This window comes from Peribacillus sp. NPDC096622, assembly GCF_044762665.1.
In the GTDB taxonomy this organism is placed as follows: domain Bacteria; phylum Bacillota; class Bacilli; order Bacillales; family DSM-1321; genus Peribacillus; species Peribacillus frigoritolerans_B.
On the sequence record NZ_JBIWES010000005.1, the window covers coordinates 162,530 to 179,745 of the forward strand.

Consider the following 17,216-nt stretch of genomic DNA (forward strand, 5'->3'; position numbering starts at 1 on the left):
CTAAATCACCTTCTAATCCTTAGTTTCGTATTGCTTGGCTCTCCATTTCCAATACTTTTTACGAAATGCATCATATTGACTTTGAAGCTCACGAGATTGCCTAAAGCTTTCTCCCTTATTTTTCAATCCATGTATTACTTTACTATACTGTCTATGTAGACTCTCTGGTATCTCTAACATAGTGCCAGGTTCTTCTTGGATTAAATGATGTAAATTGATTTTAGTACCATCATTGGCATATGGTGCCTTCCCTTCTTTCATCAGCTGTAAATTAGTTATATTTTTTAATGGATCTACTCTATTAATATCTAAATCCTTGATCTGATACACTCTTCGGTCTATATCTTTTATCTTACCTTTTGCTTTAACTTTTCCTTGTACTTCAACAGCATTATATTTTTCATTATTCAACCAAGGTAGTGATATATTTTTCCCTGTAAATGGTTTTCTTGTTGGATCTGAAACTTTTTGAGCCTTAGATATAAGCTGATCTCTCAATCCAGTACCATTAACCACATTATAAGGTACTCCACCTGCCAACGACAGTTGGTTTTTAGGATTGTATGGCAATAGGTTAGGGATAGTGACCAGTTCTTTTGCTTTCGTAACGCCTTTTACTGCAGCGGCTTTTGTTGTGGCTACCCCAGTCTTCGCTACAGCACCCGCACCTTTTGTTCCTACTACTGATGTGACGACTGTTCCGAGGGCATAGGTTACCCAATGAGACCGCGAATAGGCATCACCATTTACCATATCTCTTTCATATGAGTCGGAGATGGACTTGGATATATATTTATAGGTTTGTATCGGGTGCATGATCGAGTTTGCCACACCTTCAACCGTTTCCCCGGGATCTGTGACAAAGTCCCAAACACCTGTTACGAAGTCTTTACCGACATCATAAAGGCCTACGCCGATTCCTTTTGCAATGTCTGCCGTTTGCTTAGCCGCTTCTAGCTGCATAACATATTGCTGCTGGGTGGGCGCTAAGTTTTCGTACCCGATCTGCTTGGCGATTTTGAGGAACTCATCTGGATCTGTTACATGATCGAGTTGTGCCTTCAAGTCTTTGATCCGGCGATTCTCCGCTTCTTCTTTCTTAACCTTCAGATATTGCGCGGTTTCTTTTTTCCTTACTTCTAGGTTTTTATAGGCTTCACTATTTTTATAAGCTGTTGCATTAAAATAGAGCGGGGATACTACTCCTCCCCTTGTACTGGATACTTTCAATTGCTCCATGAGTGCCGTCACTGCCGCTTGATCCGCTTCGGATTTGGCATATTCAGCCGTCCACTTATGATCGATTTCGTTTACTTTGTCTATCGTTTCAGTCCGTTTCCTTTCAGCTTTCTCCATATTCTCAAAGAACGCATCATCGGAGAAGGGTTCTAACTGAATGATATCATCAATTCCAGCCAATATTTTTTTCAGATCATTTTTTTGGGCTATGACCATTTCCTTGGAATTTCGACTGGCGCTTTCCAGCTCTTCCTCTAAAAAAGGGACCGTAACCACGGTTTCACTAAGGTTCGCTTCGATTGTATCTCCTTGAATTCCGCTTAAAAAGGCAACATGCCGATTGATCAGACGCAGCCAAGAATCCACGACATCGATCTGTGCTTTGTAAAATCCTTTGATTGCCTCTGCACCTTGCCCTTGCAGCTCATCATCCAAATGAACGATACTCTCAAATCCTTTTTTTAATTCCGTGAGCTGTTCTTTCAGGTCCTTATATTGTCCGACACGCGTTTGCATGGCAGAAACTAGTGTTTGAGATTCGTAAATCATCGACATAATGGAAAGTCCTTTCAACTTCTTTTCTTATAACTAGATTTCATTTGTATGTAATATTTTTATTCACTGTAAAATTATGGACTAAATATATTTTAGAAGAGTTTCTATATTTATTCAAGAATAGAAGGGGAATTGGACAGTATTTTTAATAGTAGCTGGACGATGGACGATCACAAAGTTAAACAGACAAGTAAATAAGGGCTATTCCTGTTTGAAGGAATAGCCCTTTCTTTGTATCAAAATTAAAATGCCGGTATGGCCGTTTCACTATATTTCTCTTCTAAAAATTTGCGTACCTCCGGGCTTGTCATGGCCTTGGCCAACTTTTGGACTGGCTCAGAATCCACGTTATCCTTGCGTGCCACTAATGTAATCGCAAAGTCATTTTCAACACCTTCTGTGAGAAGGGCGTCATTTTTTGGTGTCAAACCAAGCGGTGCAGCGTAAGCAGGTGTTATCACGATCGCATCTGCTTCATCGTACGTTCTCGCTAGCATTAATAAATCCACTTCTTTGAACTTATAGTTTTTAGGGTTATCAGTAATATCAGACATTGTATAGTATGGACCCTTTTTTTCCTTTAAAGTAATGACTTTATGCTGTGCCAGCAATGCCAATGAACGATCGATATTCGAAACGTCATTTGCAATGGCAATAACGGCACCCTCTGGCAATTTATCCATTGAATCGTATTCTTTGGAATACACACCATAATTGGCAAAATAAATCGGTTTCACGGGTACTAACTCGGCATTTTTGTTTCGATTGAATTCCTCCATATATGGAACGTGTTGGAAGAAGTTCACATCCACTTCTTTTGCCGCTAGTGCGGTGTTAGGCTGCACATTATCGCTTAATACAACCATTTCCAGTTTAATGCCCTCCTCTGCCAGCTTTGGTTTAACAAGCTCAAGGATTTCCGTCATTGGGGGAATGAGTGAGGCCACTTTCAATGTTACCTCTTCCTTCTCCTGATTCTGCGCATTTTCTTTCTCTTTTACTTCATTCGTCTTTCCACATCCGACTAAAAGCAACATGATTGCTGTCATGAGAAAGAGTATTTTTTTCATGATGTTTCCCTCCATTATTTATCTTTTATCCATCATTCTGGCTACAGCCGTGCCAATGAATTGGATAAGCTGTACTAGAATGATCATAATGATAATCATATAAATCATTAGTTCTGTTTTAAACTGCTGATAGCCATACCTGATGGCAAAGTCGCCGATACCTCCGCCTCCGACCACTCCCATGATCGTTGAATAGGAAATAAAGCTGATAATCGATGTTGTTAATCCGAGGACAAGCCCTGAACGAGCCTCCACGTAAAGAAATTTAAATATGACATCCTTAACGGAAGCCCCCATGGAAATGGCTGCCTCGATCACACTCTTTGGCACATCCAATAAAGATTGCTCGACCAATCTCGAATAATGGGCAATGGCGATGATCGCTAATGGAACGCAAGCAGCTGCTGTACCAATGGCTGTGCCGATTATGAGCCTTGTAAAGGGGATTAAAAAAACAACCAATAATAAAAATGGGAAGGAACGGGTAATATTGACAAGTAAATTTAAAATCGAGAACGCCCACGGATTTTCAAGCAAATGACCCTTCCTACAAAGAAATAGCAAGGTCCCGACAGGCAATCCAATCAAAATCGCAGCTAAAATGGACACACCAACCATGGTAATGGTTTCTCCAATTGACTGCCAAATTTCTGCCTCATATTGAACTAAAATCTCAGGCATGACCTAGCCCACCATTCTCTGCTAATTGTTCGATAAAGTATTCTGGACGATTATCCTTTTTTTGAATCCCGGTTGGTTCGATTAAGACCGTGTCATAAATCTCTCCATCTGCCATGATCGATACACGATTGCATATACTTTTAATGACATCCAGTTCATGACTAACAATGACAATCGTCACACCGAAGCGTTTGTTTATGTTCTCCAGCACGTCTAATATTTCAGCCGTTGTATTTGGATCAAGGGAAGAGGTCGGTTCATCACATAATAACACTTGCGGGTTATTTGCCAACGCCCTAGCAATGGCAACACGTTGCTTTTGTCCCCCGCTTAATTGTGCAGGATATCTCTCCATCTCACCCTCCAACCCGACAAATTGAAGACACTCTGCAACACGGCTCCGACGTTCCTTCTTTGGATAATTTGCCAGCTCTAAAGAGGCTGCCACATTGTCATGAACGGTTTTATTTGCCACAAGATTAAAATGCTGAAAGATCATGCCAATCGACTTCCGTGCCCCACGAAGTGCTTTATTGTTCAATGTGGTCAATCTTTGGCCGTTTACCTCCACTTCGCCCGCGTCTGGGATCTCCAACAAATTCATTAGCCGCAGCAGCGTTGATTTCCCTGCTCCGCTTGCTCCGATTATTCCATGAATTTCACCTTTAGGTATTCTTAAGGTAACAGACTTAATTGCCTGAAACTGTGAAAATTTTTTACTCACTTGATGCAGGTTAATCATAAAATCCCACTTTCTATTTGTTGAAAGGTAAGCATAGCGCTCATCATTATCGTTTTATCAAAGAAACACAGCTGATAAATCATTTTATCAACTAATGAGGATCTAATGCAAAGACACAAATTAACAGTTAGAAAGGATAGATGAACAGTGAGGAATACCTGTTACATCTATCCTTTTGTACGACATGTTTCGTTAACTGGATATACTTTCATTCCAGAACACCGTGACGTTATTTCGACGACACCACCAGAAACCGGACAATTTGATCCGAGAAGTTAAACCAGTAATGGGCTTTTCTGGCATCGAACATGAATGACTGCTGTTCATGGAGTTCCATTCTTTCTCCCTCTATTTCCACTGTTAACTTCCCTTCGATAATGAACAAGAATTCATGTCCGCTATGGGAAAAGGCGCTTCCTTTATTTTCACCTGGCTTTAAGGTGACGAGAATAGGCGAAAAAACAGCATCACGAATGCCGCTGGATAAATTCTGATAGTGAAATTGTTCATGATTATAATCTGAATTTTCTTGGGAGCGGTCCTCTGAAAAAAAGAAACTTGGGCTGACATCCAATGTATCAGCGATTTTTTTTAATGACTCTAACGTGACGCTTGATTTACCCCGTTCCACTTGTGATAAAAAGCTGATCGAAACGCCTGTTTGTTCAGCAAGGCTCTTTAATGTTAGTTTTCGCTCTTTCCTCAATGATTTCATTTTTTCCCCGATTGAATCAAAAGGCATGGAGATGCCCCCTTTTTTTACATAGTATCTAGCTACATTATACAGTACAAATTTTGATGAATGCTCCGTCATTAATAAAATAATTGACAGAAAATTTTAAATTATTTACAATAAAGGAAATAATAAATTGAAGTGACACTTCAATTTTAACGGGGTGACTCAAGATGGAGAAGAAACAAATGCGGCGAATTTTAATTGCGAGTTTAGTCGGAAGTTCAATTGAGTGGTTTGACTATTTTTTATATGGGACCGTTGCAGCTCTCGTGTTTAATCAGCTATTCTTCGTGAATGAGGATCCGACAATAGGGCTGTTGCTTTCCTATGCATCCTTTGCGTTAGCATTCTTCATCCGCCCTTTTGGCGGGGTGATCTTCAGCCATATTGGCGATCGTATCGGGAGAAAGAAAACACTTGTTATAACACTTAGTTTAATGGGGATCGCCACATTTGGGATGGGACTTCTTCCCACGTATCAAGCCGTTGGGATTTGGGCGCCGATTTTATTAATCACGTTGCGATTAGTACAAGGTCTGGGAATTGGCGGTGAATGGGGTGGCGCGCTATTATTGGCCGTTGAATATGCTCCCGCTGAGAAACGGGGCTTGTTCGGAGCCATTCCTCAGATGGGTGTTACGATAGGAATGCTGCTTGGAACCGTTGCCTTATCTATTATGACACTGTTGCCTGAAAACGCATTCATGACTTGGGGATGGCGTATACCATTCATTTTTAGTGCTTTCCTTGTATTTTTCGGCCTATGGATTCGTAAAGGAATTGATGAAACACCGTCTTTCAAAAAAGTGAAGGAATCCGGAGAAGTTCCAAAGCTGCCGATTGTGGAAACTCTTAAGAATTATTGGCGTGAAGTCCTTATCGCCGTGGGAGCTAAAGTGGTAGAAACAGCTCCATTTTATATTTTTAGTACGTTTGTCGTATCATATGCTACTGCAAATCTCGGTTTCTCCCGGACAGCTACATTGACTGCAGTCATGATTGCAACAATTATAACGACAATTTTAATACCATTCATGGGGATGTTATCTGATAAGATTGGCCGCAAAAAGCTGTTTATAGGCGGAACGATTGGGATGGCACTGTTTGCATTCCCATACTTCTGGCTGCTGCAGCAAAAATCGGTACTGCTATTAATCGTTGCAACAGTCATAGGTTTAGGGGTTATTTGGGCCCCCATCACAGCTGTTCTTGGAACGATGTTCTCGGAAATTTTCGATGCAAGGATTCGTTATACCGGCATCACGCTTGGATATCAAATCGGAGCAGCTCTGGCAGGAGGAACAGCGCCGCTAGTTGCAACGGCTTTACTTAATAGGTTTAATAACTCCTATGTTCCTGTCGCCATTTATATTATTTTTGCATCTGTCCTTTCCCTAGCGGCGATATGGGCAGTTACGGATCGCAGCAATCAGAAATTAGACGAAACGCATAATACTAGTGCCATGTAATCTATGGTTCTTTTACTTCAAGGAGGACAATTGAATGTTGGTTATAAGTGAGAAGGAAATTCAACAATCATATGGAATGAAAGACGCAATTGCGGATGTAAAGGCCGTATTACGTGCACATGGTGCTCAAAGCATAGACAACCCTCATCGCACAGTGCTTGATTTTCCTCAACACGAGGCATCGGCACTTTACATGCCAAGCGCTGATTTATCTGAAGAGGTTTCGGCGGTCAAAGTCGTTACCATTTTTCCAAAGAATCCTTCAAGGGGGATGGCAACCACACAAGGAGTCATCTTGCTGTCAGATGCAGAAAATGGCGAACATTTAGCACTGTTGAATGCCTCCTATTTAACACGTCTCAGAACGGGGGCATTGAGCGGCATTGCCACAGACTTTCTTGCTCGTAAAGACGCCCGGGTTCTCACGATCATCGGTACAGGGGCTATGGGATTTGAACAAGCAATTGGTGTGTTGGCCGTAAGGGACATTGAGCGTATTTTATTAGTAAATCGCACACCAGAGAAAGCACAGAAATTCGGTGAAAAGCTGCGGGCATTCGGAGTAACCGTTCCTTTTGAAGTTTGCGAAGATGTTTCAGCAGCTGTTCGTCAAGCAGATATCATTTGCTGTGCAACCCGCTCGAACGAGCCTGTATTTAATGGACAGGATTTAAAGCCGGGCACACACATTAACGGGGTCGGGTCTTACTTACCGGATATGAAAGAAGTGGATAATACCACGGTTTCACGCGCTGCTAAAGTTATCGTCGACGATTTGACGGGCGTGAAGGATGAAGCAGGAGAACTCATTTCTGCAGCAAATCAGGGAAATTGGTCGTTTAATGATATACACGGGGAACTTTTTGAACTTGTCATGCGGACCAAAACAGGCAGGGAAAATGAAGAGGAAATTACCTTCTTCAAATCAGTCGGTGCCGCTTACTTTGACCTCGCTGTGGCAAAAGGTGTTTACCGCCAATCGAAAGAACGGAACATCGGGCTGGAGATTGAGGTATAACAAAAGCCCATACATTTTGCTATCATTGCCGAAACAAGATACGTTCAAGCTTGCAGTAACATTTCATCTTTAAATTAAGAGATCCTTCTTTCGGAAGGGTCTTTTGAATAATCCTTATCTTTCACAAGCGATCAAGTCTTTATCATGGTCGCTTTTTTTATTGGCATCATAAACCCACCTACTTTAATCTAAGACCATCTGGTAAAGATGAAGTGCCCCATTCTAGATTATAGTTAGCCTTCTAATAAGAGTATTATAGTCATTTGAGATTGCCGATCAGATAATGGTTCATTCTAGATGTTTATTTCCTATTAAACCCCAATAAACCTTTGATTTACCCCCCCCTGAATTATTAGCTTTTTTTCCAAGAGCTACTGCCAAAGTAAGGAATATATTAGAATAAGTTAATAAAGAAAGCTCTAAAAACCCCAAACTTCCGAAAACTAACATTTCGGAGCGTGTCCGTTTATTAATTCATCCATTTTCACTTATACACATTATGCTTATTTAAGGTTTAGTGGTTTACTTTATCTCAACGAATATTCAAATATTCAATTCTTATTTCTCTGGAATCTATCTAGGATTTTACCTTTCCATATTAAAATGAGTTCTTTAAATTGTTCTGTCTCCATTTCATTTTCATAATGCTCTTCATATGTAAAAAGGTGTTCAAGGACTGTCATATCTTTTTTTATTAGCACACTTGTGGCGTTTAGTTGAATATCAAAATCTTGATATAAACCATTTAAAACATTTTCAACCTTTTTAATATACTCATCTGCTTTTTGCTCAGTAGGTATGTCTTCAATAAAATCAGCGAACAATTCTATCTCACCTGGTAATTTTATTCTCAGCATATCTAAATGATCTCTATAAAACTCGTATGCATATTTCATACTCAACCTCCTTCACAAATTGGATAGGCAATAACAATGGTACCATCTGGTTTTAAACAAAAAATCAATAACATTAATTAAACCAAATACTCATGAGAGATCAGATGCATTGAAGAAAAAAACTATGATTACTATTTTTTATATAATCAAATTTAGCCACTATCAATTACCTTTTATATTGGTAAAAGTTTTAACTAATAATCACTCATTTTTTATTGATTTTTGAACGAATAAGTATAGATATGGTACAAGAACCATAGAGAAATAAAGCTATGAAAAGTAAAGGTACTAATATTGTTGATAGTTGTTCTTTTGGGACAACCCAAAATAATAGAACTGCAAAGGATATTGTTCCACTTACCCCCACGAATATCGCATAAAATAATAATCCGAAATTTAAAGCCTTCTTAAAACTCTCTTTATTTGTCGACAATGATATCAAAACCACCTAATTTTTATATTGTTTTAACCACTGTTTTTTAGAATTACTTATCTTCTTCTAATCCTACCTTTACTCCTACTCCGATACCATAACCTATTATTCTCGTATTCCTTAAAACGTCGTTAAGTGGCTCCATTAGAAAAATAACGTCCGAAGCAACTCCCTTTTTGGGGTAAGCACCTGTAAGTTCAGCCAAAAATCTCCAACACCCCAATCTTTTACGACAAATAAAAAAGAATCCATCTTGAAAAAAAATGGATCATTTTCTATCTGTGTTGTTCTTTCGATTGCGGAAGATTGACTTAATTCATTCATGATCCACTTGTTTCTGCTTCAGCTACCTTCTTGACACGTTCTAAAAATTCAACGACCACTTTATCGGTAGCAAATAATAAAAGTAATTTCAAAAACCACTTTAATGGGCGACTGGTGACTGTATATGTAAAGGAAGTTCTATTGTCATTGATTTTATTTAGTTCGTAAAAAGCTGTAATTTCAAACATTTTTGCAAGTATGAAGCCTACTTTTAATTTTTTCTCATTAGTTTCATTCAAATACTCTAATGTTTCTATATCATACTCTTCTGTTCGTTTTCCTTCTCTATATTTTTGGCGATATACGCTTCCAACCACTTCTTCCGTTATTTTAACCGGCTTTTGTTCAACTACTTGAGGCATGATTTTTTGCATATTTTCTACTGAACCATCAAGAAACTTCCATACCTGTTCAATTGGTGCGTTTATTTCTATGTCTCTTGTCCATTTTTTCAATGAAAATCACCTCTACCTATATTATATTTCCTTTATTATGTAAAACCAAATTTCAAAGCAAATCATTAATTAATTTGAATTATCAAGGATATGAGGGAATGGAATGTCCTTGCCCTTAGTATGTCACTTAAGGCGATAATTCAAAAAGGCATTGCTTCACTCACCCTACTAATTAAATCGCGGTGCTGGGGGAATAGGACTGTATTTAGCGAAACAAGTGTGCAGTCACATCGGTCATGAACCGTCTGTATCGTCGGAGTTTAGTACGACGTTTACAATCACTTTACAACCACATGGGATACGCCTCCTTGGCAACAAAGCAGATTAAGACATGCACGAACTGTGACAACTTTGTCATTTCGACGCGTAATTTTGTTATATAAATCGATGGTTTCGGTAATTATTGCCCGCTATACTAAACGTTATTCAGAACATATTTACTTAAATGGAAGGGATTGTCACTGTCTAATCTAATAGCAGCATGATATGCAAACGTATTACTTCCATGTGGCAGCAATAGCTACATAAAAAACAAAATTTGACCAAGGGGAATCGGTTATGAAAACATCAGTAAAAATGTGTTTGTTAATGATTGTAATTATTCTGGCGGCTAGTGGTTTTACACCGGATATAGCTAACGCCGACACAAGTGAAAAAATTCGAAAGATCGGACAGTTTGTTGAACAGCAAAAAAAAATCAGTAAAATTCCAGGGATATCAATAGTTATTGTAGAAAAGGGGAAAACGGTTTATCAAAAAGGATTCGGGTATGCTGATGTAAAGGAGAAAACACCCGTTATTTCTAATACATTATTTGAAATTGGATCGACAACGAAAGCCTTTACTGGTCTAGCCATTCTGCAATTGGAAAAGGACGGGATGTTAAAGCGATCTGATGATGTCCGGAAGTATATCCCATGGTTGAGGCTAAGAAATAATGGAGAGCCCCAAACGATTACTATAAATCAACTTCTTCATCATACCAGCGGGATAGCATCTAATTCTATAGCACAAATTCCTGAAAGTAATGCACATAACGCTCTTGAGTTAAACGTAAGGACATTGCTGAATCAGCAATTAAATCGAAAGCCAGGCAGCTCTTTTGAATATGCTACAATCAATTATGATGTACTAGGGCTCGTTATCGAGGTCGTAACGAAGCAACCATATGAAATGTATATGAAAAAGCAGATATTAGAGCCGATTGGTATGAAAGACTCGTTCGTTGGGCTACAACAAGTTCAGTCCTCTGAGATGGCTTCCGGCTATAAAATAGGTTTTATGAGAGCGCAGCCATACACACCTCCCATTTATCGGGGGAATGTACCAGCTGGATATATTATCAGCAATACGAATGATATAGCGAAATGGATGAAACTACAATTAGGAAACTCTCGGAGCAATGCGATCGACAAGCAGCTCATTCAAGAATTGCATATCCCTGATCAGTCAGTGGAGCCTTTTGATAAGGGCACCTACTATGCCAGTGGATGGGCAGTTATGAAAAAAGACGAAAAACAATATCTATTACATGCCGGAGATAACCCAACATTTTCCTCTTATTTCATCTTGCAGCCCGATGAACAATTGGGGGTAGCAATTCTGTCCAATATGAATACGAGCTTTACGACAGCCATAGGTCAAGGTGTTATGAATCTATGGGAAGGAAACAATGTTACTAATAATCATTCAGATAGATATCAAAAGTTGGATAGATTCTTGACCATCCTCTGTATTGCAGTCGGCTGTTTTGGTTTATTTTTTATCATACTATCCTTAAGAGTAATGAGGAAGCTAGTTAGAAAACAACGTATTAGGACATCATTAAACGTAAAGAGAACCTTACTATTATCCTTTCATACGTTGATTTCAGCTGCAATTTTGACTCTCACAATCATGTTCCCGGAAATTTTATTTGATGGATTTCCATGGGCATTTATAAAAGTGTGGGCCCCAACTACGATCACTGTGTTATTTTATAGTGTCCTAGCGACGAGTATCATTTATTATTTGTTTGGGCTATTACTTATTTTTACAAAAAATAATATTGAATTAAATAAGAAACAAATCTCGATAAAACAATTTTAACAATATGTTGATCGATTTGTATTAAAAATGCAGCCTAAGTCTCTCACTTCACCCAACAAGTGTGTCCTTACTCAGGATTCCTGCTTTTTGAACGCTTTCCCATTAAAGAGCGTGATTATTGAACAATGAGCAGCCGCTTTTTTGCTAGGCAGATCCGAATAGCTCTATAAATGATTGGATGTAAATATAAGAAACCCAGCTAACCTTCTCATGTAAATGTAGATGGGTTTTTAAATTAGATGTGCAAACCAATCCACATAAGTCACTCTAATCGACTATACTTTCTAAATAAATACATTTTCTTAAAGAGGAGTTTTAACCAACTCTTTTAAATTCAAATGTCTTTCTGTAAAAAAATTACTTTATTATGATTCTCTTTTTTGGTGTTATTCTTGTATAATAAACCAAACGGTTACTTTTTCAGGAGAATCCTATGAATTTTATTTATATTAATCAAAACATATTAGATAATCTTTTTTATATCTTAGTAAGTATTTTGATTTATTACATTTTATTAGATCATGGCAAAAGATTGAGTCAGTATGTCAGGACCCTTATCACTGCATGCATGAGCATTCCTATTATATTATGTATGAAGTTTCCTATTTATATCGATGAATATTGTGTCCACGATCTCCGGCAAATCCCTTTTATAATCGGGACACTTTATGGTGGTTGGCCTGTAGGGGCTGCCCTGTTAGTCATCATATTAACTTTTAGGTTTGCTTTTTATGGTTTCAATTTACTTACGGTAATTGTATATATCGTAATATTTATTATAACGGCTCTATTTTCTTCAAAATTCAATTCTTTTAATAGAAAAAATAAGCTTAATAGCTCGATACTATTAATTTTATTTCTTGGAATACTAACGAGCTTCATTTCACTCGTTATGTCTGATTATTTTCAAATAACGGAGGCGTATGTATTTTACTTTATCATCCTCCCTCCTTTCATTATTGGTTTAGCTGTTTATATCATGGAAATTTTAAAGGATGCCATTTTAATTCGGACACAAATGATAAGGCTTGAAAAAATGGAGGTAGTCAGCCAGCTTGCAGCCAGCATTTCACATGAAGTTAGAAATCCTTTAACGGTTGTGAAAGGATTTGTTCAACTGCTAAAGACTCCTGATCTGACTCAGGAAGTAAAAGAACAATATATAGAGCATGTTGTCAGGGAGCTTAATAGTGCAGAATCCATTATTAGTGAATACTTAGCATTTGCAAAACCTGCACTTGAGAAAGTGGATAGTATTTCAATTAACCGTGAAATAGGTTATGTAATTGAAATGATCAAACCATTGGCCAGCATGAATTTAGTTACGATATCTGAACAGTTGGCTCCAGCCCTTACCCGGGGGAATATTCAACATTTCAAGCAATGCTTCCTAAACCTCATTAAAAATGGTATAGAGGCGATGCCAAACGGTGGGGAACTTAGTATTGTTTCTTATGTTAATAATTTAGACATCATTATCGAAATCAGTGACAATGGAGTGGGAATGAACAAAGAACAAATTAATCGTTTTGGCGAGCCTTATTACAGTTCCAAAGAAAAAGGGACAGGGTTGGGATCAATGGTAGCTGTCAAGACCATCCAAACGATGAATGGTACACTTCATATAACTAGCGCTTTGAATAAGGGAACAACGATTTCAATAACACTTCCCGTTTATCAAGAAGGTTATTAAAAAAAGCCCGCCATTATCGGCGGGCTTCAGACTGTAGACAAACTTGATGAAAACTCGGTTTGCCTGCAGTTTTTTATTTAATATGTTCAGTTGATTTCAGAAATCCGCTCCCTTTCTTTTGTAGTCGTTGCTTTCCACTCCAGGCACTCGCTTTCCGCGGGCGGTCCGGGAGCCTCCTCGGCGCCTATGCGCCTGCGGGGTCTCCCTTGGACACGTTTTCCCGCAGGAGTCTCGCACCTTCCGTTCCAATCAACTTTGTTTTAACTTTTTAATTCGGAAAATGGAAGCATTCATTGATCTCTTTCATTTCTGATTTGTTGAAAGATATGTTTTTAAGAGGTGGGACACCAAGTATTAATCCAGTTATTTGCCATTATCGGCGGACTTTTTACTTTATTTTTTCTGGTCAAGGCATTGATAAACCGCCATCATGTCTCGTTTGTTCAATTCACGTATCCGGGCGAAAATGGGGATATCGGCAACGGCCTCGGTACGTTCACTTTCAGGGACGACATCTTTTACTTTCCCTGTCAGCCATGTCTGGACGTCAATGTTTTCGACGATTTCTTTACGGCCTTCATCATCGATGCCACTGGCATGACAGCTCACACAAGGGATCGTTAATTTATACACACCGTCATGGATGTTGTCTTCTGAAATGACTTTCTTTCCATTACAGAATGGGCATTTATGACTTGCTTTAATTTTATTGATTTGGGTAACGATTTTTTTGTAGCCGAATGCTTCATAGACATAGGTTAGTTTTTTGTATTTGCCATTGGTGAAATATTTATCAATAATGGTTTCTCTTGTTTCGTTAATATTGGCAAAGTCACAGATGGTGATCTGATTTTTGCTGCTTATTGCTTCGATATTGCCTTTAATGCTGCCCCAGAACGGTTGGGTATTTTGAAGAACCACTTCATAGCCGATGAAGCTTGCCAGTTCGAGTTCGAGCATTTTCAACGCCGCTTGTGTTTCCCGAGGAAGGAATGAGACATCATCAGTGAGTGCGATATCGCCGCCCACAATCGCTTTTAGTTTTTCCAGTTCCGGCAGCTTTCCTACAATTTTGATGACTTGATCAATTGGCTGTTGGATGATCTCGCGAATGTCCGTATCACCAAACATCAGCTTTTTATGATGTTTGAGAACCGTTCCTTGACAGACTGGACAGTCGATCATTTCTTTTGTTTCTTTCATCTGCTCTTTAATGATTGATTTCGATACGAAGATATAACGCCCAATGATGAAATTGAATCCTTCCCAAATTCGCGATGCCTTGCCTGCTTTATCGTAAAAGGACTTTTCCCAATACCCATATAAGAATGTATGCTTTTCGGCATCTGTCATCTCATTATAGCTTTTACTCATGTCGTGACCGAGTTCATTCTTGATCTCATCAAACAGGAATTGCAGTTTTGAATGTTGATAATATTTTAATACTTCCATCACGTCTGGATGTAATAAACCATCCCAGAATGGCACGTTTTTGTCTTGAATGACTACATCAAAGTCAAATTTTTCAATGACCCTGCGTCCCGAACAGCTTGGACAATGATTTTCCGCAGAATAGAAATCGAAGCTTCTTGTATCTTTATTGGTCGGATGTGCAGCCACTATATGGTTGATCATTCCGCCCAGTTCATAAAGAAACGTATATTGACTGTACAAGTGCCGTTCAAGATCGATGGCGATGACAGGTGCGATCGTGTCTGACTCGTACTCCCCATAAATCACACGAGCGATTGGTGATAAGCTTTTTAAAATGCCGCCCTTATAGACGTTCTCTGCCTTTTTGAAATAGTCCAGATGATTTTCCTGTAAATAATTGATACCAGTTTTTGACCGGAGCTTCGAAGAGATATGCAATGGCTCCGCTCGATCGTGACTGTCTTTGTGACGGTAATAATCATCATGACTGACAACGTCAAGATGCTGGACAGGTGTTAGCTGCCTTTTACCAAAATCCACGATATAATCCGAGCTCTCCAGCATATAGGCATTATGTTCAATCATGATGATGGAGACGGATTCATCCTCTAGTATGACCCTGACACTGTCAATGAATTGGTTTAAAATGTTTTGCGATAACCCTTTTGAAGGCTCGTCAAAAATGAACAGCGTGTGCGGGTTTCTTGTCTTCGCAAACAGCTCGGAAACTAAGTGGACACACTGAAATTCACCCGTCGATAGTGTTTGTGTTTTTCTTTCTAACGTCAAATAACCAAGCCCAAGTTTGATCAATAAGCTCAAGCGTTTATGTGCGATGTCTTCTTTTGGCAATTCTTCAATGATATCTTCGATCGAACGCAGAAAAATATCATCAATTTCATCACTGTATTTGGTTAGTTTCTTTTTAATATCAAGAAACGTCGCAACGGTTGACCGGCTGGTGATCGATTTGTTTCGGTCCTGCCCGACCATGACCAGTTTATCCTTTGGATACCGCTTCTGAAAATCTTTGGAGATGCATTCATTGACTAGTGTAGATTTACCGCAGCCTGACTCACCCGTAAAGGTAACGAGTCTATTCTTGGGAATCCGGATTTCTTCCATTTGAATATTACGGCAGTAAAGATCCTGAAATTGATAGTATTCCGATGGAGCTGCTTCATTTCGTTTCCAGCTGATTGGTTTGGGACGCGGTGATTCCTCAACGATTTTCCCGCCATATTTCCCGCTGCCAGGTCCAAAGAACAATTGGTCATCTGTGCTATCCAGCACCGTGTCTGAGTGATCAATGAGCCAAATTTGATTTTTATAACCTAATTGCTTAATCTGTTCCAAAATTTTCAAAAGGGTTTGGTGATCAAGACCGACGGAGATTTCATCAATGATGATCACGGTATTTTCACTTGTTGCCATGAATTCGGCCAAATAAAGCCGGGTTAATTCTCCCCCTGACACTGTCCCCATAATACGGTTCAAGCCTAAATAACCAATATTCATATTGATTATATTTTGGAGAATATGCTGTTTAGCTTCACTTATATGTAAGGTCTCTGCGAGTGAAAGGATCGTTTCGATGCTTAAGTTGTTGATATCGGATATAGTATGCGGGCGGTCTAATAATTCAATGGTATATTGCTCGACTTCTTGATTGTAGCGCTTCCCCTCACACTTTGGACATTCGACGTTTTTCGTCGTACCGCGTCCTTTACAAGCGGGGCACCAGCCTAAGGCATTATTAAATGAAAAAACTTCCGGAGAAAGATTGAATTTTTCTGCAAGACAAACACGAATCTCTTTAAACACACCAGTATGTGTGCCAATGGTCGAACGGGGATTGGCTGAAATGGATGATTTGCCGAGAAAAAGGACCAGCGGCATTTCCTCCATCTTGATGGCGCTGAAATTGGTTTCCATAATATTAGGAAATAAATACTGATATTCAGACTTAGGCAATAAGGAAACGAGACGCTTCTTGGATTCTTCACCAATGGTTTGACAAAAAGTCGTCTTCCCGGAACCTGATAAACCAGCAATTCCTAATGATTGGTCGTCAGGCAGTGATGAATCTAAATGGTTTATATTGTTCGCTATTAATCGGTTTATTTTCATTTGTAACTCCTCTCCATTTTATTAAGCTCAGTCTTTCATATTAGCACAGCGATATATGTATTTGGTATTTTTTTAAACGGTAACCCCACCCTTCCATTCTTTCACATTCCGCTCATCTAAAAACCCATTATTCAGCGATAAAATAAAAACGGCTGAAATATACAAACACGATTAATATTTAACCACTTGTTTTCTGGAAATTAATCAGTTAAACTGACTATATTATTAACTGATTATCATTGGAGGTGAAAAT

13 protein-coding genes are annotated in these 17,216 nt (G+C 38.9%); 4 read left to right on the forward strand and 9 right to left on the reverse strand.

Annotated elements, in window-relative coordinates; genetic code table 11:
* Window positions 1-12 precede the first annotated feature (12 nt).
* The 5 genes from ACIQYG_RS11870 to ACIQYG_RS11890 all read right to left on the reverse strand — a co-directional run bounded on the left by ACIQYG_RS11870 (window position 13) and on the right by ACIQYG_RS11890 (window position 5,029).
* Complete coding sequence (locus ACIQYG_RS11870) at window positions 13-1,794, reverse strand: T7SS effector LXG polymorphic toxin (protein ID WP_402838205.1); 1,782 nt, start codon at window positions 1,792-1,794, stop codon at window positions 13-15.
* A gap of 242 nt (window positions 1,795-2,036) precedes the next feature.
* Window positions 2,037-2,864, reverse strand: a complete 828-nt coding sequence (locus ACIQYG_RS11875; protein ID WP_402838207.1) for a MetQ/NlpA family ABC transporter substrate-binding protein — start codon at window positions 2,862-2,864, stop codon at window positions 2,037-2,039.
* Between the two features lie 18 nt (window positions 2,865-2,882).
* Complete coding sequence (locus tag ACIQYG_RS11880) at window positions 2,883-3,545, reverse strand: methionine ABC transporter permease (protein ID WP_402838209.1); 663 nt, start codon at window positions 3,543-3,545, stop codon at window positions 2,883-2,885.
* Entirely contained in the window at window positions 3,538-4,287 is a 750-nt protein-coding gene (locus ACIQYG_RS11885; RefSeq protein ID WP_402838211.1) for a methionine ABC transporter ATP-binding protein, read from the reverse strand. Before ACIQYG_RS11885 ends, ACIQYG_RS11880 begins: the two co-directional genes overlap by 8 nt.
* A 229-nt stretch (window positions 4,288-4,516) precedes the next feature.
* Window positions 4,517-5,029, reverse strand: a complete 513-nt coding sequence (locus tag ACIQYG_RS11890) for a helix-turn-helix domain-containing protein (protein ID WP_252278432.1) — start codon at window positions 5,027-5,029, stop codon at window positions 4,517-4,519.
* A gap of 164 nt (window positions 5,030-5,193) precedes the next feature.
* Here ACIQYG_RS11890 and ACIQYG_RS11895 point away from each other — a divergent pair, with 164 nt between their 5' ends.
* Together ACIQYG_RS11895 and ACIQYG_RS11900 are read left to right on the forward strand one after the other, a co-directional pair.
* Window positions 5,194-6,492 (forward strand): MFS transporter, encoded by a 1,299-nt coding sequence (locus ACIQYG_RS11895; RefSeq protein WP_402838214.1) that lies wholly within the window; start codon window positions 5,194-5,196, stop codon window positions 6,490-6,492.
* A gap of 34 nt (window positions 6,493-6,526) precedes the next feature.
* Window positions 6,527-7,510: an ornithine cyclodeaminase family protein gene (locus tag ACIQYG_RS11900; protein WP_402838216.1), complete on the forward strand. Its 984-nt coding sequence runs from the start codon at window positions 6,527-6,529 to the stop codon at window positions 7,508-7,510.
* 551 nt (window positions 7,511-8,061) lie between these two features.
* Here ACIQYG_RS11900 and ACIQYG_RS11905 read toward each other — a convergent pair.
* The 3 genes from ACIQYG_RS11905 to ACIQYG_RS11915 all read right to left on the reverse strand — a co-directional run bounded on the left by ACIQYG_RS11905 (window position 8,062) and on the right by ACIQYG_RS11915 (window position 9,618).
* Window positions 8,062-8,406, reverse strand: coding sequence for a tRNA-Val4 (locus tag ACIQYG_RS11905; protein WP_402838217.1), 345 nt, complete (start codon window positions 8,404-8,406; stop codon window positions 8,062-8,064).
* A gap of 485 nt (window positions 8,407-8,891) precedes the next feature.
* The gene (locus tag ACIQYG_RS11910; RefSeq protein ID WP_402838219.1) at window positions 8,892-9,044 is read right to left on the reverse strand and encodes a hypothetical protein; all 153 of its coding nucleotides are present in this window, start codon (window positions 9,042-9,044) and stop codon (window positions 8,892-8,894) included.
* Window positions 9,045-9,159: 115 nt separating this feature from the next.
* Window positions 9,160-9,618 carry an SRPBCC family protein gene (locus ACIQYG_RS11915; RefSeq protein WP_402838220.1) on the reverse strand — a complete coding sequence of 153 codons (459 nt, stop codon included), beginning with the start codon at window positions 9,616-9,618 and terminating at the stop codon, window positions 9,160-9,162.
* 558 nt (window positions 9,619-10,176) lie between these two features.
* Between ACIQYG_RS11915 and ACIQYG_RS11920 the strand changes: the two genes are divergently transcribed.
* Both ACIQYG_RS11920 and ACIQYG_RS11925 read left to right on the forward strand, forming a co-directional pair.
* Window positions 10,177-11,706 (forward strand): serine hydrolase domain-containing protein, encoded by a 1,530-nt coding sequence (locus tag ACIQYG_RS11920; protein ID WP_402838222.1) that lies wholly within the window; start codon window positions 10,177-10,179, stop codon window positions 11,704-11,706.
* Window positions 11,707-12,139: 433 nt separating this feature from the next.
* Window positions 12,140-13,399 carry an ATP-binding protein gene (locus ACIQYG_RS11925; RefSeq protein ID WP_402838223.1) on the forward strand — a complete coding sequence of 420 codons (1,260 nt, stop codon included), beginning with the start codon at window positions 12,140-12,142 and terminating at the stop codon, window positions 13,397-13,399.
* 393 nt (window positions 13,400-13,792) lie between these two features.
* On the opposite strand, the gene ACIQYG_RS11930 is transcribed toward ACIQYG_RS11925, so the two are convergent.
* Window positions 13,793-16,963, reverse strand: a complete 3,171-nt coding sequence (locus tag ACIQYG_RS11930) for an ATP-binding cassette domain-containing protein (RefSeq protein WP_402838225.1) — start codon at window positions 16,961-16,963, stop codon at window positions 13,793-13,795.
* Window positions 16,964-17,216: the final 253 nt, after the last annotated feature.